The organism is Streptomyces sp. NPDC003077 (assembly GCF_040611095.1).
GTDB lineage: Bacteria > Actinomycetota > Actinomycetes > Streptomycetales > Streptomycetaceae > Streptomyces.
Window position 1 is genome coordinate 53,551 of the sequence record NZ_JBEXNM010000033.1, and the last position, 21,745, is coordinate 75,295.

The 21,745-nt window shown below is 73.5% G+C and carries 17 protein-coding genes and 1 pseudogene; 3 read left to right on the top strand and 15 right to left on the bottom strand.

Features of this window, described 5'->3' with window-relative positions; translation table 11 throughout:
- Nucleotides 1-96: 96 nt before the first annotated feature.
- The 9 genes from lepB (ABZX96_RS21915) to ABZX96_RS21955 all read right to left on the bottom strand — a co-directional run bounded on the left by lepB (ABZX96_RS21915) (nt 97) and on the right by ABZX96_RS21955 (nt 6,984).
- Complete coding sequence (lepB, locus tag ABZX96_RS21915; protein ID WP_355546890.1) at nt 97-1,131, bottom strand: signal peptidase I; 1,035 nt, start codon at nt 1,129-1,131, stop codon at nt 97-99.
- The gene (lepB, locus tag ABZX96_RS21920; RefSeq protein WP_355546892.1) at nt 1,064-2,068 is read right to left on the bottom strand and encodes a signal peptidase I; all 1,005 of its coding nucleotides are present in this window, start codon (nt 2,066-2,068) and stop codon (nt 1,064-1,066) included. The genes lepB (ABZX96_RS21915) and lepB (ABZX96_RS21920) overlap by 68 nt, the downstream gene beginning before the upstream one ends.
- 373 nt (nt 2,069-2,441) lie before the next feature.
- On the bottom strand, nt 2,442-3,200 hold the full coding sequence (lepB, locus tag ABZX96_RS21925; protein ID WP_355546894.1) for a signal peptidase I: 759 nt from the start codon (nt 3,198-3,200) through the stop codon (nt 2,442-2,444).
- Between the two features lie 43 nt (nt 3,201-3,243).
- Entirely contained in the window at nt 3,244-3,591 is a 348-nt protein-coding gene (rplS, locus tag ABZX96_RS21930; RefSeq protein WP_355546896.1) for a 50S ribosomal protein L19, read from the bottom strand.
- A gap of 133 nt (nt 3,592-3,724) precedes the next feature.
- Nucleotides 3,725-4,534, bottom strand: a complete 810-nt coding sequence (gene trmD / locus ABZX96_RS21935; RefSeq protein ID WP_355546898.1) for a tRNA (guanosine(37)-N1)-methyltransferase TrmD — start codon at nt 4,532-4,534, stop codon at nt 3,725-3,727.
- Nucleotides 4,534-5,079 (bottom strand): ribosome maturation factor RimM, encoded by a 546-nt coding sequence (rimM, locus tag ABZX96_RS21940; protein WP_355546900.1) that lies wholly within the window; start codon nt 5,077-5,079, stop codon nt 4,534-4,536. Before rimM ends, trmD begins: the two co-directional genes overlap by 1 nt.
- A gap of 476 nt (nt 5,080-5,555) precedes the next feature.
- Nucleotides 5,556-5,795, bottom strand: a complete 240-nt coding sequence (locus tag ABZX96_RS21945) for an RNA-binding protein (protein WP_003980229.1) — start codon at nt 5,793-5,795, stop codon at nt 5,556-5,558.
- Between the two features lie 2 nt (nt 5,796-5,797).
- Nucleotides 5,798-6,238: a 30S ribosomal protein S16 gene (rpsP, locus tag ABZX96_RS21950; protein WP_355546902.1), complete on the bottom strand. Its 441-nt coding sequence runs from the start codon at nt 6,236-6,238 to the stop codon at nt 5,798-5,800.
- A gap of 155 nt (nt 6,239-6,393) precedes the next feature.
- Nucleotides 6,394-6,984, bottom strand: coding sequence for a hypothetical protein (locus ABZX96_RS21955; protein WP_355546904.1), 591 nt, complete (start codon nt 6,982-6,984; stop codon nt 6,394-6,396).
- 640 nt (nt 6,985-7,624) lie between these two features.
- On the opposite strand from ABZX96_RS21955, the gene ABZX96_RS21960 reads away from it, so the two are divergent.
- The gene (locus tag ABZX96_RS21960; protein WP_355546906.1) at nt 7,625-8,494 is read left to right on the top strand and encodes an SAM-dependent methyltransferase; all 870 of its coding nucleotides are present in this window, start codon (nt 7,625-7,627) and stop codon (nt 8,492-8,494) included.
- A 243-nt stretch (nt 8,495-8,737) separates the two neighbouring features.
- Here ABZX96_RS21960 and ffh read toward each other — a convergent pair whose 3' ends face one another.
- The 5 genes and pseudogenes from ffh to ABZX96_RS21985 form a co-directional block, all read right to left on the bottom strand.
- The gene (gene ffh / locus ABZX96_RS21965; protein ID WP_355546908.1) at nt 8,738-10,291 is read right to left on the bottom strand and encodes a signal recognition particle protein; all 1,554 of its coding nucleotides are present in this window, start codon (nt 10,289-10,291) and stop codon (nt 8,738-8,740) included.
- A gap of 126 nt (nt 10,292-10,417) precedes the next feature.
- The gene (locus ABZX96_RS21970) at nt 10,418-12,856 is read right to left on the bottom strand and encodes a [protein-PII] uridylyltransferase (RefSeq protein ID WP_355546910.1); all 2,439 of its coding nucleotides are present in this window, start codon (nt 12,854-12,856) and stop codon (nt 10,418-10,420) included.
- 794 nt (nt 12,857-13,650) lie between these two features.
- The gene (locus ABZX96_RS21975) at nt 13,651-13,989 is read right to left on the bottom strand and encodes a P-II family nitrogen regulator (RefSeq protein WP_355546912.1); all 339 of its coding nucleotides are present in this window, start codon (nt 13,987-13,989) and stop codon (nt 13,651-13,653) included.
- A 257-nt stretch (nt 13,990-14,246) separates the two neighbouring features.
- A pseudogene (locus ABZX96_RS21980) lies at nt 14,247-15,533 on the bottom strand (ammonium transporter); the annotation flags it as partial.
- Nucleotides 15,534-15,950: 417 nt separating this feature from the next.
- Nucleotides 15,951-17,429, bottom strand: a complete 1,479-nt coding sequence (locus ABZX96_RS21985; RefSeq protein WP_355546914.1) for a hypothetical protein — start codon at nt 17,427-17,429, stop codon at nt 15,951-15,953.
- A gap of 546 nt (nt 17,430-17,975) precedes the next feature.
- Between ABZX96_RS21985 and ABZX96_RS21990 the strand changes: the two genes are divergently transcribed.
- The gene (locus ABZX96_RS21990) at nt 17,976-18,650 is read left to right on the top strand and encodes a bifunctional DNA primase/polymerase (RefSeq protein WP_355546916.1); all 675 of its coding nucleotides are present in this window, start codon (nt 17,976-17,978) and stop codon (nt 18,648-18,650) included.
- Between the two features lie 285 nt (nt 18,651-18,935).
- On the opposite strand, the gene ftsY is transcribed toward ABZX96_RS21990, so the two are convergent.
- Complete coding sequence (gene ftsY, locus ABZX96_RS21995) at nt 18,936-20,177, bottom strand: signal recognition particle-docking protein FtsY (RefSeq protein WP_355546918.1); 1,242 nt, start codon at nt 20,175-20,177, stop codon at nt 18,936-18,938.
- Nucleotides 20,178-20,295: 118 nt separating this feature from the next.
- Here ftsY and ABZX96_RS22000 point away from each other — a divergent pair, with 118 nt between their 5' ends.
- Nucleotides 20,296-21,534, top strand: coding sequence for an FAD-dependent oxidoreductase (locus ABZX96_RS22000; RefSeq protein ID WP_355546920.1), 1,239 nt, complete (start codon nt 20,296-20,298; stop codon nt 21,532-21,534).
- The last annotated feature ends 211 nt before the right edge of the window (nt 21,535-21,745 follow it).

The following is a 21,745-nucleotide window of genomic DNA, read 5'->3' on the forward strand; positions in this document are numbered from 1 at the left end:
GCCACCTCAAGCGCGGCCAACAACCCGCACCCAACGCCGACTCCCGGGCCCCAGGCCACAGCTTTGACGTTTCCCCGCCGACCCGATCACGACCGCTCAGGAACCAGCGCTCTCCGCGCTCTTCCGAACCCGCGCGATCATCCGGCGCCGCCGCCACAGCACGATCGGCACCGCGCCCGCCAGCCCCAGCGCGGCCGGGGCCGCGCCCATCGCCTGGCTCAGGCCGGGCTGGTCGAAGGTGTCCGGCACCGGCAGCGTGGTCCAGCGGTTGACCGGCCAGGCGATGGTGAAGGCACGCCCCACGACGTCGTCCACGGGCACCGTGCCGCCCCCTTCGAGCGTCTGGTGGTACCGGGAGTCCTGCGAGTCCTGCCGGTGGTCGCCCATCACCCAGATGCGGTCCTTGGGGATCTTGATCGGCCCGAAGGGCTTGTCCCCGCACGGAGTGTTGCCCGGGAAGATGTAGTCGTCCTCCTTGAGCGCCTTCCCGTTGACCTTCACCGGGCCGACGCCCTGGCACTCCACGGTGTCCCCGCCGACCGCGATGACCCGCTTGATCAGGTCCTTCTCCTCGGCGGAGGGCATCAGGCCGATGAAGCTGAGCACCTTCTGGACGACGTTGGGCTCCGGGGTCGGCGTCTCGTTCAGCCACTGGCCCGGGTCGTGGAAGACGACCACCTCGCCGCGCTCCGGCTTGGAGCCGAACCACGGCGTCAGCTTGTCCACCAGCACCCGGTCACCGCGCTGCAGGGTGTCCTGCATCGAGTCGGACGGGATGGAGAACGCCTGCACCAGGAACGTCTTGATCAGCAGCGCGAGCAGCAGCGCGATCCCGATGAGGATCGGCAGTTCCTTCCAGAAGGCGCGTGGTTTCTTGGCCTTCTTCACGCTGCCGCTTCCCTCCTCGCCGACCGACCCCACCGACCCGGCCGAACCGACCGACCCGGACGGTCCCGGTGCCCCGGACGCGTCTGCCACCGGCTCCGCCGGCATCCGACCTGACGCCGCCGCCGTCCGGGACGCCTCGCCCGGCCACCGGGGATCGGCCGCCGCGCGTGCGGCGTCACCGCGCCCCTCGGGCTCCTCGGGCTCTCCGGTTCCGGACCGTGCGCCGACCGCCAAGTCCCCCACATCCACTCCTCACTCCACGCTGCCGCCCGCCCGAAAACCGGTACAGGCCCACCACTCCCATAACGAGCGGGAGTTCCGCAGGGGTCGGGAGTACGGACGAACTCTCGGGGTCCAGCCTATGCGGCGCACGCTGCGCCGTCGCCCTCGGACCCGGCGCGTCGCGCACCTGCGCGTACGGATCCGGTTCGCTCAGCCCGCGCCAGTGCCCCACGGGCCAGGCGATGGCCACGGCCCGGCCGACCACGTTCTCCTGCGAGACGGTGCCCTGGTAGGGCTCGTTCAGGTGCTCGCGGGAGTCCGCGGAATCCGACCGGTGGTCGCCCATGACGAAGATCCGCCCGGCGGGGACGGTCACCGAGAACCGGCGCTCGGACGGCGGATTGCCCGGGTGGACGTACGGCTCGACGAGCGGGGTGCCGTTGACGGTGACCCGTCCGCCCTTGTCGCAGCACGCCACGGTGTCGCCGCCGACCCCCACCACCCGCTTGATCAGATCCTGCTCGTCGTCGGACGGCAGCAGCCCGATGAAGGTCATCGCCTCCTTGAACTGCTTGACCACCACCGGGTCGGCGGCGCGCCCGCTCCGCTCCGGCTCCAGCCAGCGGCCGGGGTCCTTGAAGACCACGACGTCGCCGCGCTCGGGCTCGGCGCCGAACCACGGGGTCAGCTTGTCCACCAGCACCCGGTCGCCGATCCTGATCGTCTGCTCCATGGAGCCGGACGGGATCACGAAGGCCTGGACGAGGAAGGTCTTCAGCACGAGGGCGATGGCCAGCGCCACCCCGACGAGGATCGGTATCTCCTTCAGGAACGAGCGCTGCCGCCGCCGCTTGATCCGCCGCGCCTGGCGCCGCCGCGCGGCCCGCCCGCCCGTCGCCCCGGCCCGGTCCGCACCGCTCCCGGGGGCGCCCCCTCCGTCCGCACTGCCTGAAAGCACACCCGGTCCGCCCGCGCCGTACGAGTGGGCCGCAGACACAACCGCCCCGCCGTACGAGCCCTGCTCGGGCGAAGCGACCGCACCGTACGAGCCCTGTGCGGACGCAACCCCCGCGCCGTACGAGCCCTGCTCGGACGAAGCGACAGCACCGTAGGAGCCCTCTTGCGACGAAGCCCCCGCAACCGCCGGCCCTACGGAGCCCCGGGAAACCCCCGCGCCCTCGGACGCCCCGTACCACGCGCCCCCCTCGCGCCCCTCGGGACGAGCCCCGTCAGAACCCCCGGCACCGCCCGGCTCCCCGTACCGGCCCTCCCCGCCGCTTCCTTCGGCCATCCCGCTCCCCCGCTCCCGCTCGGGCGTCGCGCGCCCCCGGTCATCCATGGGCGCCCGCCGGGGCGGGTATCCCCTCGAAGGACGAGGGGCGGTCCAGCGTCGTCCAGCGGCGCACCGGCCAGCCGATCCAGTCGGCCCGGCCGATGACCTTGTCCACGGGCACCATGCCGCCCCCCGGCTGTCCGAGGAGCGCGCGGGAGTCCCGGGACTTGTCCCGGTGGTCGCCCATGACCCACAGCTTGCCGTCGGGGACCACGACGTCGAACGGGTCGGACGAGGGCGCGTCCCCCGGGTGGAGGTACGCCTCGTCCACCGGCTTGCCGTTCACCATGATCCGCCCGCGCTTGTCGCAGCACGTCACGCGGTCCCCGCCGACACCGATCACCCGCTTGACGTAGTAGTTGTCCGCGGGGCGCGCCAGCCCCAGGGCCGCCCCGACCGCGCGCAGCGCCCCCCTCACCGGGTTCTCCTCGGGGGCGTCCTGCCGGAAGGTCCCGATGCCGTCGAAGACGATGACGTCGCCCCGGCGCGGCCCGTCCCCGAAGTCGTACGCCAGCTTGTTGACGAGCAGCCGGTCACCGACCCGCAGCGTGTTCTCCATGGAGGCGCTGGGCACCTGGAAGGGCTGGAGGACGAAGGCGCTGAGCAGCCCGACGAAGGCCAGGCACGCCGCGACGAGGAGCAGGAGACGGCGACGCAGGCTCCGGGTGGGGAAACGCGCGGAGCGCGACCGCTCCTCCTGTCCCTCGTCGGGGTCGGAGGAGCGATCGCGCTCCGAAAGCTGTGCGTCGGTGTCCATCGGGCCGAGCCTATCCGGCCGGGCCCGGACGCCGGACGGGTGTTCAGCTCTCGCGCTTCTCCTTGATCTTCGCGGCCTTGCCGCGCAGCTCACGGAGGTAGTACAGCTTGGCGCGACGGACGTCACCGCGGGTCACCAGCTCGATCTTCTCGACGATCGGGGTGTGCACGGGGAAGGTGCGCTCGACGCCGACGGAGAAGCTGACCTTGCGGACGGTGAAGGTCTCGCGCACGCCGGAGCCCTGGCGGCGGATGACGACGCCCTTGAACTGCTGCACACGGGAGCGGTTGCCCTCGATGACGCGCACGTGGACGTTGACGGTGTCACCCGGGCGGAAGGACGGGATGTCGGTGCGCAGCGAAGACGCGTCGACGGAGTCAAGAAGGTGCATGACCTACTGCTTTCTTCGTTGATGCCACAGGTCATCAACGGAAATCCGAGATGGGAAGGAAGAGTGCCGCTGCGCCGGGCGGGCGTCGTTCCCCCTGTGGCAGGGGCGCGCGCCGGGCGTATACAGCAGCCGCCTATTCTTCCACGGCCTCGCCCGTACGCCCAAATCGGCCGTCTGTTCCCTCGGCCCAGCCCAGTGCCGCCAGGATGGCGCGGTCGTGCTTGTCGAAGGCGGCCGGGTCGGTGCGGGCGATCAGGTCCGGCCGGTTGCGGTCCGTACGGCGGAACGCCTCGTCGCGGCGCCAGCGGGCGATCTTGCCGTGGTGGCCGCTGAGCAGCACGTCCGGGATGCCCCGGCCGCGCCACTCGGGCGGCTTGGTGTAGACGGGGCCCTCCAGGAGGTCGGCCATCGCGCCGGGCGCGAAGGAGTCGTCCTGGTGGGAGGCGGAATTGCCGAGGACTCCGGGGAGCAGCCGGGCGATCGCCTCGACCATGACCAGGACGGGCGCCTCGCCGCCGGCCAGGACGTAGTCCCCGATCGAGACCTCGCGGACGTCGACCCGCTCGCCGTACTCCTCGATGACCCGCCGGTCGATGCCCTCGTAGCGGGCCGGGGTGAAGACCAGCCAGGGCTTCTCGGAGAGCTCCACGGCGAGCTGCTGGGTGAACGGCTCGCCGCTGGGGGTGGGCACGACGATGACCGGCTCGCCCTCCTGGGAGCCGAGGACCTCGTCCAGCGCCTCGCCCCACGGCTCGGGCTTCATCACCATGCCGGGGCCGCCGCCGTAGGGCGTGTCGTCCACCGTGTTGTGCTTGTCGTGGGTCCATTCCCGCAGGTCGTGGACGCGGACGTCGAGCTGCCCCCGGGCGCGCGCCTTGCCGACGAGCGAGACGTTCAGCGGCTCCAGGTACTCCGGGAAGATCGTGACGATGTCGAGCCGCATCACACGTCCTCGCGCGTGGAGGCGATCTCGGCCTGGCCCGGGTCCAGGAGGCCGGGCGGCGGGTCGATGACCGCGCGCTGCTCCTCCAGGTCGATCTCCGGGACGATCTCGGAGACGAACGGGATCAGGACCTCGGTGCCGTCAGGGCGCTCGACGACCAGCAGGTCCTGGTAGGGCAGGTGGGTGATCTCGGTGATCCGGCCCACCTCGGTGCCGTCGGCGGTGACCACGTCGAGGTCCACGAGCTGGTGGTCGTAGAACTCCTCCGGGTCCTCGGGCGTCTCGTCCGGGTCGACGTCCGCGATCAGCAGGGTGTTGCGCAGCGCCTCGGCGCCCGTACGGTCCCGTACGCCCTCGAAGCGGAGCAGCAGCCTGCCGCTGTGCACCCGGCCGGTCTCGATGGTGAGCGGGCCGACGGCGGGCGGGTCCGTGGCGAGCACGGCGCCGGGCGCGAGCCGCACTTCGGGCTCGTCCGTGCGCACCTCTACGGTGACCTCGCCCTTGATGCCGTGGGCGCGGCCGATCCGCGCGACTACCAGCTGCACAGTGCGTGCCTTTCCTTCTCTCCTCGCGCGGGGGCCGGCTCCGGCCGCCCGCGCACGACTGTTCCCACGCGACCCTCGACGCGCGCCCGTGCCCGCGCGCACGCCCGGGTGCGGCGTCGCACGAGCGCCGGGGCGAGCGACCGGGCGACGTCGCGTCGACGCCCGCTCGTGCGCGAGCGCCCACGGGCGAGTTCCCGCGCGCCGCACGGCCGCGCGGCTCCCGCCGCGCCCCTCCGCCCGCGCGCATCCCCGCGCCACGGCCCGCGGCACGCCCCGTACCACGACTGTGCGCGTACGGCGGCCACCTCGCGAGCGCACACCCGGCCGGGCCCGCCGGCCCCCGCGGGGATCGCCCCCCGTAAGGTCCCGCCGTCCTCAGCGCCGACGGCCGCGCCCCGGCGGGGCACCGGCCGCGGCGACGACAACGGGCCGGGGCGGGCCGAAGCCCTCCCCGGCCCGTGCCGGTGATGCGATGCTCAGCGGACCTGATCCACGTCGACGAGGTCGACGCGGATGCCCCGGCCACCGATGGCGCCCACGACCGTGCGCAGGGCGCGCGCGGTGCGGCCGTTGCGGCCGATCACCTTGCCGAGGTCGTCGGGGTGCACCCGGACCTCCAGGACACGCCCGCGACGCAGGGTGCGCGAGGCTACCTGCACGTCGTCGGGGTTGTCGACGATGCCCTTGACGAGGTGCTCGAGGGCCTCCTCGAGCATGCTCAGGCCTCGGTCGACTCGGAGGTGGACGCGGCCTCGGCCTCGTCCGCCTTCTTGTCAGCCTTCTTCGCCTTCGGGGTGATGGCCTCACCCTTCGGCTCGTCGCCGGCGTCCTTCGCGGCGGCCTCGAAGAGGGCGCGCTTGTCGGCCTTCGGCTCGGCGACCTTCATCGGCGCCGGGGCGGGCAGGCCCTTGAACTTCTGCCAGTCGCCGGTGACCTTGAGGATGGCCATGACGGGCTCGGTCGGCTGCGCGCCGACACCCAGCCAGTACTGGACACGCTCGGAGTCGACCTCGATGCGCGAGGGGTTCTGCACCGGGTGGTACAGGCCGATCTCCTCGATGGCCCGGCCGTCACGGCGGGTGCGGGAGTCGGCGACGACGATGCGGTAGTGAGGCGAACGGATCTTGCCCAGACGCTTCAGCTTGATCTTGACTGCCACGGGAGTGGTGTCTCCTGGTCTTGACGTGGTTGGGCACAACGGGTGCCACGTGGGGTTGCGGTACTCGGGGTGCCCGATGGACGCGCCAGCCGGAGGAGAGAGGGGTCCTGTGCGGCTGTCGAGTACAGCTAGCCATTGTGCCACACCACGCCACTTCAGCCGACCGCGGCCACCTCGGGGATGCGGAAGGGCTGGCCGCAGCCTCCGCAGACGATGGGCGCCTGGGCCAGCACGGATGGCACGACCCGTACGTTGCGACCGCAGTCGCACACGGCCTTCACCCGGACCCCGCCGCCGGACGAGCCGTGGCGGGCCGCTGGGCCGCGGAAGCTGCGGGCGCTGTCCGCCGCCGTCGCGGCGGTGTGCGCCTTGAGCGCTCTGGCGAGCCGCTCGATGGTCGGGCGGTAGCGCCTCCTGGCGTCGGTGTTGAGCGTGACCAGGGAGAAGCCACTGCTCGGATGTGGCTCCTCGGCGTGGTCCAGGCCCAACTCCTCGGCGATCGCCAGGAATCGTCGGTTGTGGTAGCGGCCGGCGCGCGAGGTGTCGCGGATGCCGCGGGCGGCGGCGATGCCGTGCACTGCCTCGTGCAGCAGCCGTTCGAAGGAGAGTTCCGCGCCACAGGCGGACGAGGACTCACCGATCAGGGACTCGGGCGCGGCCAGGTCCGGCAGCTCGGGGTGGTGACGTTGGATGTCGGCCCACGCGAGCGCCAGTTCGGCGGCGAGAACAGGCGGTGTCGTGCTCACGTCGTGACAACGAGCCGGGGCCGCCCGGTGTTCCGATTCCGGGGCATCCCAAATAATTTGCACGTACCGGTCAGTTTCTGGTCATGAGTTCCGAGGACGGCGTGTGCGTCGATCTGCGGAGAAGGCGCGCGCCGCGCACCAAGCCGGTACGTACCCGCGCGTACGACCCAGCGCGTAGGTCAAGCGCACACCCCGGGACAACCGGTACCGGAGGGCCGACACGAGACATCGGGGGCACCGGAGGGCGGCGGCGGGAGTGCGGGACGCCCGCGATCGTATCGACGCCCCGGACCGCCCGCGCCACCGGCCCCACGCCCCCGCGCGGGGGCGTGACCAGACGGCGTACGGCCCCCGTCCGCGCCGGTGATCGTCTGTCGCTACCAGTGAGCGGCACCGGCCCCCCGGGGCACCAGGGCCGAATGGTCCTTTCCGCACGTTCGAGACGCCTGCGTCGCCTGATAACCCGCAGGTCGCGCCCCCGCCCGGCGCACACGGGGGCGCGCAGTGGACAACCCCGGCGCAACCCCTGGACTCCCGAGCGGTTGGGGAGTTGTCTGGAATGCGGGGGCGCACGGTGTGCGAACACGGGGGCGGACGACCATGCACAGCTTCGGGTTCTCGGCGGATAGGGGCGCTTTCCATGACACCCACGCTCGTACGGCCACACCTCCGGCACTCTTCCGCGTCACACCTCTCTCCTGAGGTCACCGGCTCCTGGGCGCGCGCCCGCGATTGGGCGGAGATCCAGGAACGGATGCTGGTGCCGCTGTACGAGGCCGTGTACGACCGTTTGGATGTCGGCCCCGGAACCCGGTTGCTCGGGCTGGGCTGCGGCACCGGTCTCGCCCTGCTGATCGCCGCGGCGCGCGGCGCGCGGGTCAGCGGCGTGGACGCGGACGAGGCGCGGCTCGCGCTGGCATGCGAACGGCTGGGCCCGCACACCCCGCGGGAGACGCGTGAGGACGCGTTGCCTCCCGCCCGACTGACCCGCGGCGGCCCCGAAAGCACGGCCGACCCACAGGGGCCGCTGTTCAACCTGGTGACGGCCTTCCACCCGGTCGGCTGCGCGAGCAGCGTCGAGGGGCTGCCGGGCTCCTTGGCGGCGGCGGGCCGGCTGGCGGAGCGCGGCACCCCGGTGATCCTGGGCGGCTGGGGGCCGGAGGAACGTTGCGCCACGGCCGGGGTGCTGCGGGTGGCGCAGCGGCTCGCCGATCCGCTCCGTACGCCCAGCGCCTGGCGGCCGGTCGGCCGGGACGACCTGGAGGACCTGGCGGAGCGGGCGGGGCTGCGTCCGGACGGCTCGGGCCGGGTGGCCTGCCCGTTCGGTTACAGCGACATGACGAGCGCGGTGCGCGGGCTGCTGTCCACCGGCCTGTTCGACGCGGCGCTGGAGGTCACCGATCCGGCGCAGGTGGAGAAGGAACTGTCCGAGGCCCTGCACCCGCACCAGCGGCCGGACGGCACGATCTGGATGCCGAACGTCTTCCGTTACCTGATCGCGCGGACGTGACCGGAGCCGGCGGCTGAAGGACGTCGGCGGAGCCGGAGGCCGGTCGGCGGAGCCGGAGGCCGAGGGCCGTGCCCGGGCTCGCAGGCTGGACAAGGAACGGGGCAGAGGAACCGCGTAAAGAACGAGACCCGTTAAAGGACAAGACCCCCGGCCGGGTGTCCCGGTCGGGGGTCCGTCGTGTCTGCCGGGCCTCATCGCGCGTCCCGGGCCGCCGAGCGGGGCGCCCGGCATCGGCGGGCGACGTCAGCCCATGAACTTCTTGAATTCCTCGGGCAGTTCGAAGTTCTGCGGGTCCTGGCCCGGGCCCTGCGGCAGGCCGAGCGGGTTGCCGGCCTGGGCGGCCTCGCGGCGCGCCGCCGCGGCCTCCTCCTCCGCCTTGCGCTTCATGGGGTTGCCGCTGCGCTGCTTGCCCTTGACCTTCTTCTGCTGCTTCTTCTTCTTGGCCGCGCCGCCGCCCATGCCCGGCAGTCCGGGCATCCCCGGCATCCCGCCGCCCTGGGCCATCCGGGACATCATCTTGCGGGCCTCGAAGAACCGCTCGACCAGGTTCTTGACGGCGCTGACGTCCACGCCCGAGCCGCGGGCGATGCGGGCCCGGCGGGAGCCGTTGATGATCGTCGGGTCCTGGCGCTCGGCCGGGGTCATCGACTTGATGATCGCGGCGGTGCGGTCGACCTCGCGCTCGTCCAGGTTGTTGATCTGCTCCTTCATCTGCCCCATGCCGGGCAGCATGCCGAGCAGCTTGGAGATGGAGCCCATCTTGCGGACCTGCTCCATCTGGGCCAGGAAGTCGTCGAGCGTGAACTCCTTGGGGCCCTTCGCCAGCTTGGCCGCCATCTTCTCGGCCTCGGCCTGGCTGAAGGTCTGCTCGGCCTTCTCGATCAGCGACAGCATGTCGCCCATGCCGAGGATGCGGGACGCCATGCGGTCCGGGTGGAACGCGTCGAAGTCGTCCAGCTTCTCGCCGTTGGAGGCGAACATGATCTGCTTGCCGGTGACGTGCGCGATGGAGAGCGCCGCACCGCCGCGCGCGTCGCCGTCCAGCTTGGAGAGCACCACGCCGTCGAAGCCGACGCCGTCGCGGAACGCCTCGGCGGTGTTGACCGCGTCCTGGCCGATCATGGCGTCGACGACGAAGAGGACCTCGTCGGGGCTGACCGCGTCGCGGATGTCCGCGGCCTGCCGCATCAGTTCCTGGTCGATGCCCAGGCGGCCGGCGGTGTCGACGATCACGACGTCGTACTGCTTGGAACGGGCGAACTCGATCGAGTCCTGAGCGACCTTGACCGGGTCGCCGACACCGTTGCCCGGCTCGGGCGCGTACACGGCGACGCCCGCGCGCTCGGCGACGACGGAGAGCTGGTTGACCGCGTTCGGGCGCTGGAGGTCGCAGGCGACCAGCAGCGGCGCGTGGCCCTGCTGCTTGAGCCAGCGGCCGAGCTTTCCGGCGAGCGTGGTCTTACCGGCACCCTGGAGACCGGCCAGCATGATGACGGTCGGCGGGGTCTTGGCGAAGCGCAGCCGGCGGGTCTCGCCGCCGAGGATGCCGACGAGCTCCTCGTTGACGATCTTGATGACCTGCTGGGCCGGGTTCAGCGCCTGGGAGACCTCGGCACCGGAAGCGCGCTCCTTCACCTGCTTGATGAAGGCCCGGACGACGGGCAACGCGACATCGGCTTCCAGGAGCGCGATGCGGATCTCCCGCGCCGTGTTGTCGATGTCCGCCTCGCTCAGGCGTCCTCTGCCCCGGAGGTTTTTGAAAGTACTCGCCAAGCGGTCGGAAAGCGTATCGAACACGGCGGTCGTGATCCTCGGGGTCGGGGGCAGGGGTGAAGTCCGTCTCTAGGGTATCCGGCCGTGCGAGCGAACCCTGCTCGCGTGCCGGAGAACCCTTGCACGGGCTTCCGGGCAGCGTTCCGCCCGTCACGACCGCAGGGCCTTCTCCACCATCGCCGCGACCTCCCGGGCCGCCCCGTCCGGCAGCGGTCCGCCGGCCGGTCCGGTGACGTAGAAGGCGTTCACCGCGTTCGCGCCCAGCGTGCCGACGTGTGCGCTGCGCACCGCGACCCCCGCGTCCTCAAGGGCGCGGCCGATCCGGTGCAGGAGCCCCTGCGCGTCCGGTGCGCGCACCTCTATGACCGTCGCGCGCCGGGAGTCCCCGGGCGCGACGGTCACCCGGGCCGCGGGCGCCTGCGCCCCGCGTGCACGCCGCGCGTACGCCCGCTCGCGCTCCGCGAGCCGGGCTCGGAGGTCGAGCGTGCCGTCCAGGGCCCGCCGCAGGTCCGTCCGCAGCCGTACGAGGGGCGGCGGCGCCCCGTACTCCGCGGCGACCTGCCAGGTCAGCAGCAGTACCGGCCCCTCCCCCACGGGATCGACGGCCCGCAGTTCGGCGGTGCGCACGGTGAGCCGGTGCACGGCCAGCACCCCCGCGGCGGCGGGGAGGACGCCCGGCCGTTCCGGCACCGCCATCAGCAGTTCGATCCCCACCGGTTCGGCGACGCCGGGGGACCGCTCCGCCTCCGCGCGCCAGGCCAGAACGGGGTGCCCCGTGCGCCACGCCTCGACGGCCAGCCGCTCCTGCTCCGCCGTCGGCTGCCGGGCGGCCGGGCCGGGCGCGGGTTCCCCGGCCAGCCGCGCCGCGACCCGGCGCACCAGTTCCGCCACCAGCGCGCCGCGCCAGGCGCTCCACGCGGCGGGGCCGGTGGCCAGCGCGTCGGCCTCGGTGAGGGCGTGCAGCAGTTCCAGGGTGCCGATGGTGCCGACGGCCCCGGCCACCCCGGCGACCGTCGCCGGGTCGTCCAGGTCGCGCCGGGTGGCCGTCTCCACGAGCAGCAGGTGGTGCCGTACGAGCGTGCCGATCACCGCGGCGTCCGAGGCGTCGAAGCCGAGCCGGAGCGCCGTGTCGCGGGCGAGCGTCTCGCCGGAGCGGGCGTGGTCGCCGGGCCGGCCCTTGCCGATGTCGTGCAGGACGGCGGCGACGAGCAGCAGGTCGGGGCGGCGTACCCGGCGCGTGAGCGCGCCGGCGCGCACGGCGGTCTCCACCAGGTGCCGGTCCACGGTCCAGCGGTGCACGGGATTGCGCTGCGGGCGGCAGCGGACGCGTTCCCAGTCGGGCAGCAGCCGCGCGATGATCCCCTCCGCGTCCAGCGCCTCCCACACGGGGACGGTGTGCGGGCCCGCGCCGAGCAGGGTGACGAACTGTTCGCGGGCCTCGGCGGGCCACGGCACCGGCAGGGGGTGCGCTGCGGCCAGCCGGCGGACCACGGGCGGCGAGAGCGGCAGCCCGGCCCGCGCCGCCGCCGCGGCGGCGCGCAGCGGGAGGACCGGATCGCGCTCGGGACGGGCGGTGCGGGCGAGCACCACCTCGCCGTCGTACTCGACCACGCCCTCGGCCAGCGGGGACCGTTCCCCCCGATCCGCCGCCCTCCCGTTGAGCAACCCGCGCAGTACGGGGCGCGCGGATCGCGCCCGCACCACCCGTGCCACGTCCCGCCAGGTCACGTCGGACGCGTAGGAGATCGTCCGCGCCGCCTCGTAGACCCGCCGGAGCAGCACGTCGGCGTCCAGGAGCCCCAGGGCCTCGGCGACCGGATCCTGTTCCTGGAGGGCGAGCCGGTCGGTGGCGCGGCCGGTGGTCAGGTGCAGCGCGTCCCGTACGTCCAGCAGGCACGCGCGCGCCGCCTCCAGCCCCTCCCTGGGGGCGTCGGCGAGCCAGGAGGCGGCCACCGCCCGCAGCGCGGTCGCGTCCCGCAGCCCGCCCCTGGCCTCCTTCAGGTCCGGTTCCAGCAGGTAGCGCAACTCGCCCTGCCGTTCGGCCCGTTCACGGCACAGTTCGGCGAGCTCGGGGAGCCGCTTGGGGGCCTGGGCGCGCCAGTCGGCGAAGGCGGTGGTGCGCAGCGCGGCCGTCAGCTCAGCGTCGCCCGCCAGATGGCGCGCGTCCAGCAGGCCCAGGTGCGCCTTCAGGTCCGCGCGGGCGATCCGGCGGGCCTCGGCGGGGGTGCGCACGGAGTGGTCCAGCGCCAGGCCGAGGTCCCAGACCGGGTACCAGAGGCGGTCGGCGAGCGCTGCCAGCGCGCCCGCGCCGGTCCGGCCGTCGTGCACCAGCAGCAGGTCCAGGTCACTGCGCGGGGAGAGTTCGGCGCGGCCGTACCCGCCGACGGCGACCAGCGCGGCAGCCGCCACCCCGGCCTCCCGCACCGCGCGGGTGAACAGCGCCGCCAGCCACCGGTCGGTCAGCCGCGCCAGCCGCTTCCGGCGCGCGGCTCCGGCCACCTTCTCCTCCCGGAGGAGGCGCCACCGGGCCGCCGCGTAGATGTCGCCGTCGGTTTGCCCGGTGTCCTCGCCATCCGAGTCATCCGGCACGTCGGGGCTCCTTCAGGGGGTTGATCGTGTGCGCCGCCGGGCGGGGTCGTCCGGAGGGAGCGGTGGCGAGGGGGCGAGTGGGAGGGACCAGGCGGGGCCCGGCGACTGACCGGCCCGGAGCTGGATCTCCACCCGTACGAAGCGCGGGGGCACTCTGAGGGACACGGCGCCCGGCCCGGCGCCACGCCCGCGCGCAGCCCGGCACTTCGGGGCCCCGGTAACCGGCGGGCTCACCCCCGGAGCCAGGACCGTCACCCGTACAGATCGCGGGGACACCCCGATACACACGACGCCCGACCGCGCGCCACTCCCACCCCCAGCGGCCCGGCCCGGCACCCGCGCCTCCCGCACCGGCCGTCCCCATGGCCCCGGCGCCCGGCCCGCCCTCACGCCCGCGTACCCGCCGCGTGGTCCCGGGGCTCCCGCGCGGGCGCGCCGTCCAGGTCGTGCGTGCCGTATGGGCCGTACGAGCCCCGCGACCCGGTGGCCAGGCGCCCACCGGACGGGTCGTTCGGCGCCGTACGCCGTACATCGGCTCTGCCGTACGGCCGGGTCTCCCAAGAGCGCACGGCCGGCTGTCCAGCTCCCATACGCGTACCGGGCCCGGCCCCGTACGCCCCGGTGGCCCCCGGAGACGCGCGGAAGGCGCGGAGCGGACCCGGCTTCCGTACGAAGCGCGCGTCCCTCCCCGTCCTCGTGCGCCCGGCGGCCGGGACCGGCCGATCGGATGCGGGGCGCGCCGGGCCGTGCCCGTTCCCTCACAGCGCGTCCGGCCCTCACAGCGCGTCCGGCCCTCACAGCGCGTCCGGTCCCCGTTCGCCCGTCCGGACGCGGACCGCCTCCTCGACCGGGACGCTCCACACCTTGCCGTCGCCGATCTTGCCGGTGCGCGCCGCCTTGACGATGACGTCCACCAGTTCGGCGGCGTCCGCGTCCTCCACCAGCACCTCGACGCGGACCTTGGGCACCAGGTCGACGGTGTACTCCGCGCCCCGGTAGACCTCGGTGTGCCCGCGTTGCCTGCCGTACCCGCTGGCCTCGGTGACGGTCAGCCCCTGGACGCCGAAGGACTGCAGCGCCTCCTTCACCTCGTCCAGCCGGTGCGGCTTGATCACCGCCGTGATGAGCTTCACGCGTCCACCTTCCTCGTCTTGTCCTGCCCGGCCTGGGCGTTCCGGCCGGCCTGACTACCCCGGCCCGGCTCTCCGGTCTCCGACCGCACAGCACCCGGCACAGCACCCGGCCCCGCACCGCCCGGCTCACCAAACTCACGCTCGCCAGAGACCCGCTCGCCAGAGACCCGCTCGCCAGAGACCCGCTCACCACCCCCCGGCGCCCGCTCCGGCGCCAGGACCGACGCGCCCGCGCCCACCCGAACGGCCGCGCCCCCACCGGCGCCTCCGCCGGCACCCGTGAAGTCGTACGCCGTCTCGGCGTGCGCGGCCTGGTCGACGCCCGTCAGCTCCTCGTCCTCACTGATCCGCATCCCCATCACCAGGTCGACGGCCTTGGCGAGGACGAACGAGACGACCAGGGAGTACAGCAGCACGCACACCACGCCGACGGCCTGCTTGCCGAGCTGCGCGAACCCGCCGCCGTAGAACAGCCCCTTGACGTCGCTCTGCACGCCCCCGGTCGCGAAGAACCCGACGAGCAGCGAGCCGGCCACCCCGCCCACCAGGTGCACCCCGACCACGTCCAGCGAGTCGTCGTACCCCCATCGGTACTTCAGCCCGACCGCCGCCGCGCACAGCACTCCGGAGATCGCGCCGACCGCCAGCGCGCCGAGCGGGCTGACGGCACCGCAGGCGGGCGTGATGGCGACCAGCCCGGCCACCGCACCCGACGCCGCGCCCAGGGTGGTGAAGGAGCCGTGCCGCAGCCTCTCGTACGCGAGCCAGCCGAGCATCGCGGCGGCCGTGGCGACCTGGGTGTTGACGAAGGCGACCGCGCCGACGCCGTCGTCGTTGCCCAGCCACGAACCGGCGTTGAAGCCGAACCACCCGAACCACAGCAGCCCCGCGCCCAGCATCACCAGCGGCAGGCTGTGCGGGCGCATCGGGTCCTTCTTGAACCCGATGCGCTTGCCGACGACGAGGATGACGCCGAGCGCCGCGGCCCCCGCGTTGATGTGCACGGCGGTGCCGCCCGCGAAGTCGATGACGCCCAGTTCGTACAGCCAGCCGCCTTCGGCCCAGACCCAGTGCGCCACCGGGAAGTACACGACGGTCACCCACAGCGCGATGAACAGCGCCCAGGCGGTGAACTTCACCCGGTCCGCGAGGGCGCCGCTGATCAGCGCCGGGGTGATCACCGCGAACATCAGCTGGAAGACGGCGAAGACGTAGACCGGGATGCCGGTGGCGCCCCACAGCTCGGTGAGGCCGATGCCCCGCAGCCCCGCGAGGTCGCCGGGCCGGCCGATCACCCCGCCGCCGTCCGGCCCGAAGGCGGCCCCGAAGCCGTACAGGACCCACAGGACCGTGACGATGCCCAGGCTGACGAAGCTCATCATCAGCATGTTGAGCACGCTCTTGACCCGGACCATGCCGCCGTAGAAGAAGGCGAGTCCGGGCGTCATGATCATCACCAGGGCGGAGCAGATCAGCAGGAACCCGGTGTTGGCCGGACTCAGCCCGACCGGGTCCGCCGCGAGCGTCAGGATGCCTGAGGGCATCGGCGCCTCCTCGTCGTCGACGCGGCCCGCGGATGGGAAGGGTGAGGGGGACGGACCGACTTCGGGACGAGGTTTCCGCGGCGCCGTTTCGGCCGGCGGCCGTCAGTGTTTCGCCGCGGTGACGATGCGCGCGCGGGTGTTACGGACCCATGAACCGTGCATCGATCCAGCGATTCCGGGGAAAGGCGGCGCGCCACCACGAACGAAGATCGAACCGCCCCGCCAGAACCGGCCCGTCCGGCATCGCCGGACGCCGCCCGCTCCGGACAGCACCCCGCCCCCTGCAGGCCCCCCACACACCACCCGGCCGCGACCGCCACCCGGTGACTGGCGTGGGGGAGCCGAGTCGGGCTGTCTGGGTGGCCGCCGCGGCCGGTGTTCCGGGGACCGCGCCGAACGGAAGGAAGGCGGGGGATCTCAGACGGCCTCCGGGGCGGTCTCGGGGAGCGCCTGGGAGAGTTCCTCGCCCAGTTGCGCCACCTCGGCGACGTCCTCGTAGGTGCGCGACGCGGTGGCGACGGTCTTGCGCAGCCGCGTGTTCACCCGCTCCGAGCGGACCCGCTTGGCCAGCGGGATGGCCTGCCGCGCCAGGGCGGCGCACTGCTCCGGCTCCTTCTGGAGGAGGTGGACGGTCGCCATCCCGATGAGGTTGAGCGCGTAGGAGCGCTGGTGGACGTCGTCCTTGCCGAAGAGTTCCACCGCGCGCTCCATCACGGGGTGGGCGAGCGAGGCGTATGTGGGACTGCGCCCGGCGACATAGGCGAGGTCGCGGTAGGAGTGGGCGTTCTCCGCGTTGAGCTCGGCCTCGGAGAAGAAGCGGATCCAGTCCGGCTCGGGCTCGCCGGGGGACACGTCGGCGAAGGTGTCCTCGGCCATCCGCACCGCCCGTTTGACCTTGCTGGGCTGGCCCATGCTCGCGTAGGCCCGCGCCTCCATCGCGTAGAGCATGGCCTGGGTGCGGGGGGTCGCCGTCTCGCGGCTGCCGTACTGGGCGAGGTGGATGAGTTCCAGCGCGTCGTCCGGCCGGTCCAGGTGGATCATCTGGCGGCTCATGCTCGACAGGACGTACGAGCCGAGCGGACGGTCACCGGCTTCTTTGGAGGCGTGCAGGGCCAGCACGAAGTACTTCTGGGCGGTGGGCTGGAGGCCGACGTCGTAGCTCATCCACCCGGCCAGCTCGGCGAGTTCGGCCGCGATCTTGAACAGGCGCTTGGAGACCCGCTCCGGGTGCGACTCCTGGAGGAGGTCGGTGACCTCGTGGAGCTGGCCGACCACCGCCTTGCGGCGCAGTCCGCCGCCGCACTGGGCGTCCCACTGGCGGAACATCACGGTCGTGGCCTCCAGCAGGTCCAGCTCGGGCTGGGAGAGCTGGGTGGCGCGCTTGCTGCGGTCGGGCGCGGCGGCCGGGCGCGCGTCGCCGGCCGGCCCGGCGGGGGCCGGCACCAGCCAGCGCTGCATCGGCTCGATGAGGGCGGGCCCGGCGGACAGCGCCAGGGAGGTGCCCAGGAACCCGCGCCGCGCCAGCATCAGGTCGCTGCGGGAGAACTCGCTGATCAGGGAGACCGTCTGCGGGCCCGCCCACGGCAGGTCCACCCCGGAGACGGAGGGCGAGCGGTGCGCGGCGCGCAGTCCCAGTTCCTCGACGCCGACCACGCAGCCGAACCGTTCCGAGAACAGCTCGGAGAGGATGCGCGGGATCGGTTCGCGCGGCTGTTCACCGTCCAGCCAGCGCCTCACGCGTGAGGTGTCCGTGCTGACGTGGTGCGCGCCCATCTGGCGCGCCCGTCGGTTGACCTGCCGCGCCAGTTCCCCCTTCGACCAGCCGCTGCGTTCGAACCACGAGCCCAGTTGCGCGTTCGGGCGCTTGTCAGCACCGGTGCCGCCGTTGCCACCCACTGGAAGGCCCCCATCCCGATGTCCTGCGTCGCACGGTCCCGAAGTGCCGCGTCGTGCGCGCCGTCGCGAGTGCCGAACCGTGCGTACGACCCTCGGGCGCCGCTTCCTGCGCGGACCTCACGGGGACAGGGCGCCACGGGGGCGGCTCCTGTCCGAGGGCACCTACTCGACCACGGAAACCGGTCAACGCGTCAACCGGCGCCCACCATGAAGGTGTCGTTGCGTTGCCGTTGGCATACCCGTGGCGACGATGCCCCGGCGAGGTCCGTGCACTGAACGTAATCCTACGATCACGCCCGCCGCGAGGTCGGCCAGGGAATCGCCACCATTCGCCACCCCTTCGACCGAACCCACCGCCCCCTCCTCGCGATTGACTTGACACAGGTCGCGGAGGGTTGAGCGGAAAGGAGCGCGACCAGGGCGCACGCATCGCTCCGCACCACCCGCCGCACCGCGGCGCACCAGCGACACACCGGTCAGTCCACGGAGCGTCACCACGGCGTTCCCGCTCGTAACCACCGCTACGCATCACCCGTTGGAGGGGGCATGGGCTTCACGATCGGCGGCATCCGGGACATGCGGTCCGGGACGCGGCGCCGCGTCCGCTCGATGGAGAGCACGGCGGTGGCGGAGTACACCTGCCTGTGGGGCTGGGACGTGGTGCCGGGGGCGCGCGCCACCCGCGGCGGCGACGGCGGGCGCACCTGTTCGTGCGGCACCGCGGACTGCCCCTCCCCCGGCGCCCACCCGCTGGACTTCGCCCGCGAGTTGCCGGCGGGCGCCACGCTGGAGGAGGTCACCGCCGCGTGGGCGCGCACGCCGGGCGCCGCCGTGCTGCTGCCCGTGGGCCGTTCGTTCGATCTCCTGGACGTTCCCGAGCCGGCCGGCCGCAGCGCGCTGCCCCGCCTGGAGCGGATGGGCCTGCCCCTGGGGCCGGTGGCCGCCACGCCCACCGGCCGCGCGCTGTTCTTCGTCGCCCCCGGGGCCGCCGCCGACCTCCCCGGGCTGCTGTACCGCATGGGCTGGGACGACGCCGCGCTGGACCTGGCGTCGCGGGGCCCCGGCGATCACCTCACCGCCCCGCCCTCCGACTTCGCGGGCCTGGGCCCGATGCGCTGGCTGCGCCCGCCGACGCTGGACACCGCCGGCCGCCCCCCGCAGGCCCGGCTGCTGCTGGGCACGCTGGCGTACGTGTGCCACCGGGCGGTGCCGACGGGCTGAGCCGGGCACGGACCGGGCTCCGGGAACGCCGTCGAACGCCCGCCCCCGAAGCCGGAAGCCCACACTCGCCGCCGGAAACACACCGAAGGGGCCCCGCCACACGGCGGGGCCCCTTCTTCCGGGTCGCCCGGATCCTCCCGGGCACGCGGCGCGCGTCCGGCCTGGTCGCCGATCGGGATGACTCGTACCGGATCAGTCGCCGATCGGCACGATGCTCACCGGCTCGGTCGCCGATCGGCACAACCAGTGCCGGATCGGTCACCGATCGCCGCGACGCTCACCGGCTCAGTCCCCGATCAGCGCGTCCACGAACGCCTCGGGCTCGAACGGCGCGAGGTCGTCCGCGCCCTCGCCCAGGCCGACGAGCTTGACCGGCACGCCCAGTTCGCGCTGGACGGCGACGATGATGCCGCCCTTGGCCGTCCCGTCCAGCTTGGTCAGCACCACGCCGGTGATGTCCACGACCTCGGCGAACACCCGCGCCTGCACCAGGCCGTTCTGGCCGGTGGTGGCGTCCAGGACGAGGAGCACCTCGCCGACCGGGCCGTGCTTCTCCACGACCCGCTTGACCTTTCCCAGCTCGTCCATCAGGCCGGTCTTGGTGTGCAGCCGGCCGGCGGTGTCGATGAGGACGACGTCCGCGCTCTCGGCGATACCTTCCTTCACCGCGTCGAAGGCGATCGAGGCCGGGTCGCCGCCCTCGGGGCCGCGCACGGTGCGGGCGCCGACGCGCTCGCCCCAGGTCTGGAGCTGGTCGGCGGCGGCGGCGCGGAAGGTGTCGGCGGCGCCGAGCACGACGGACTTGCCGTCGGCGACCAGGACGCGGGCGAGCTTGCCGGTGGTGGTGGTCTTGCCGGTGCCGTTGACGCCGACGACCATGACGACGCCGGGGATCTCCTGGCCGTCCTTGCCGATGCCGTTCCCGGTGGCGACCGCGCGGTCCGCGTCGGTGCCGATGATCTTGAGCAGTTCCTCGCGCAGCAGGGTGCGCAGTTCGTCCGGAGTGCGGGTGCCGAGCACCCTCACGCGCTCGCGCAGCCGGTCGACGAGCTCCTGGGTGGGCGCCACGCCGACGTCGGCGGTCAGCAGCGTCTCCTCGATCTCCTCCCAGGTGTCCTCGTCCAGGTGCTCGCGGGAGAGCAGCGTCAGCAGGCCCTTGCCGAGCGAGTTCTGGGAGCGGGCGAGCCGGGCGCGCAGCCGCACGAGGCGGCCGGCGGCGGGTTCGGGGACCTCGATCTCGGGCTCGGCCGGGGCCTCGGGCTCCGCGGGGGCCTCCGGTTCGGCGGGGGCCTCGGCCTCCGGGGCGGGGGCGACCGGGAGGTCGACTTCTTCGATGGTGCGACGGGTTTCGTCGCGCGGGGTCTCGGCCTCCTCGCCAACCTGCGGTTCGGCAGGCGGCGCGGTGACGGACGGGGTGGTCGGCGGGGGCGGCGGCAGCTGCTTCTTGCGGCGGCTGCTCACCACGAGCCCGCTGATCGCGCCGAGCGCGACCACAGCGATGACGACAGCAAGGATGACGATTTCCATAACTCACCCAGTATCGGTCACACCACGCGCCAGGGGGCTGCACGCGCGGAACCTGGATGTGTAATATCCAGATTCAACGCCGCGGGTCCGTCCGCGGGGCGATGGAAGGGGATTCTGGATGTTTGACGTCCTGGTTCTGGGGGGCGGTTTCGCCGGCATGTGGAGCGCCGCGGGGGCCGCCCGGCTGCTGCACGCGCACGGCGCGGACCACACCGTCGCGCTGCTCTCCCCCGACGCCGACCTGACGATCCGCCCCCGCCTGTACCAGGCCGACCCGGACACCATGCGCGTCCCGCTGGACCGGGTCCTGGGCCCGATCGGCGTACGGCGGATCACCGCCCGCGCCACCGCGATCGACACCGGGCGCCGCCGGGTGACGGCCACCACCACCCACCCCGACGGCCGCACCACCGAGGACACCTACGCGTACGGCCGCCTGGTGCTCGCCACCGGCAGCCGCCTCGTACGCCCCGCGCTCCCGGGCGCGGAACACCTCCACGACATCGACACCCGCGCCGCCGCCGACGCCCTGGAGCGCCATCTGCACACCCTGCCGGAACTGCCCGCGCACCCCGGCCGGTTCACGGCCGTGGTGGTCGGCGCCGGGTTCACCGGGCTGGAGATCGCGACCGAGCTGGTGGGCCGGCTGCGCAAGCTCGCCGCGCCGCTCGGCGCCGAGGACGAGGTGCGCGTCGTCCTCGTGGAACGCGCCGACGCGGTCGGGCCGGACCTGGGGGCCGCGCCCCGGCCCCTCCTCACGCGCGCGCTGGAGGAACTGGCGGTCCACACGCGGCTCGGCGTCACCGTGGAGCGCCTGGACGGCGAGCGGGCGGCGCTGTCGGACGGGACCTTGATCCCGGCCCGGACGGTGGTGTGGACCGCGGGGGTGCGGGCCGACGCGCTGACCGAGGCCGTGCCGGCCGAGCGCGACCGCCTCGGACGGCTGGCCGTGGACCGCTTCCTGCGGGTCACCGGCGTGCCCGGGGTGTACGCGGCCGGGGACACCGCGGCGGCCGAGGACCAGGAGGGCCACCCGGTCACGCAGAGCTGCCAGCACGCCATCCCGCTCGGCAAGACCGCGGGCCACAACGTCGTCGCCGACCTGCTCGGGCTCCCCCCGGTCCCGTTCGCCCCCGACCCGTACACCACCTGCCTGGACCTGGGCGAGGCCGGCGCGCTGAGCACCACGGGGTGGGACCGGATTCCGCGCGACGTCCCCGAGGGGTGGGCCAAGTCGCTCAAGCGGGACATCAACGAGAAGTGGATCTACCCGCCGGTCGACGACGCCGAGGCGATCCGGCGCGCGGCCGACCCCCGGAGCTCCACGCGGCAGCCGCTGACGTTCACGGGGGCCTGACACCCGCGAACGCCCGAGCCGGCGGTGGGCCGGGCCGTCCCGCGCGGGAGGGCCCGGCCTTCGCCGCAACTCGACCTGACGGGACGTCAGTTGCGCGGAGCCCCCTTCGGGCAACCGGGCGCGTGACCTCTACAACACCCTCGGACACTTTGACAAGACCCCTGCGCGTCACAGTCGTCAGGGGATCCAATGGGACGTACGGAGTGAAGTT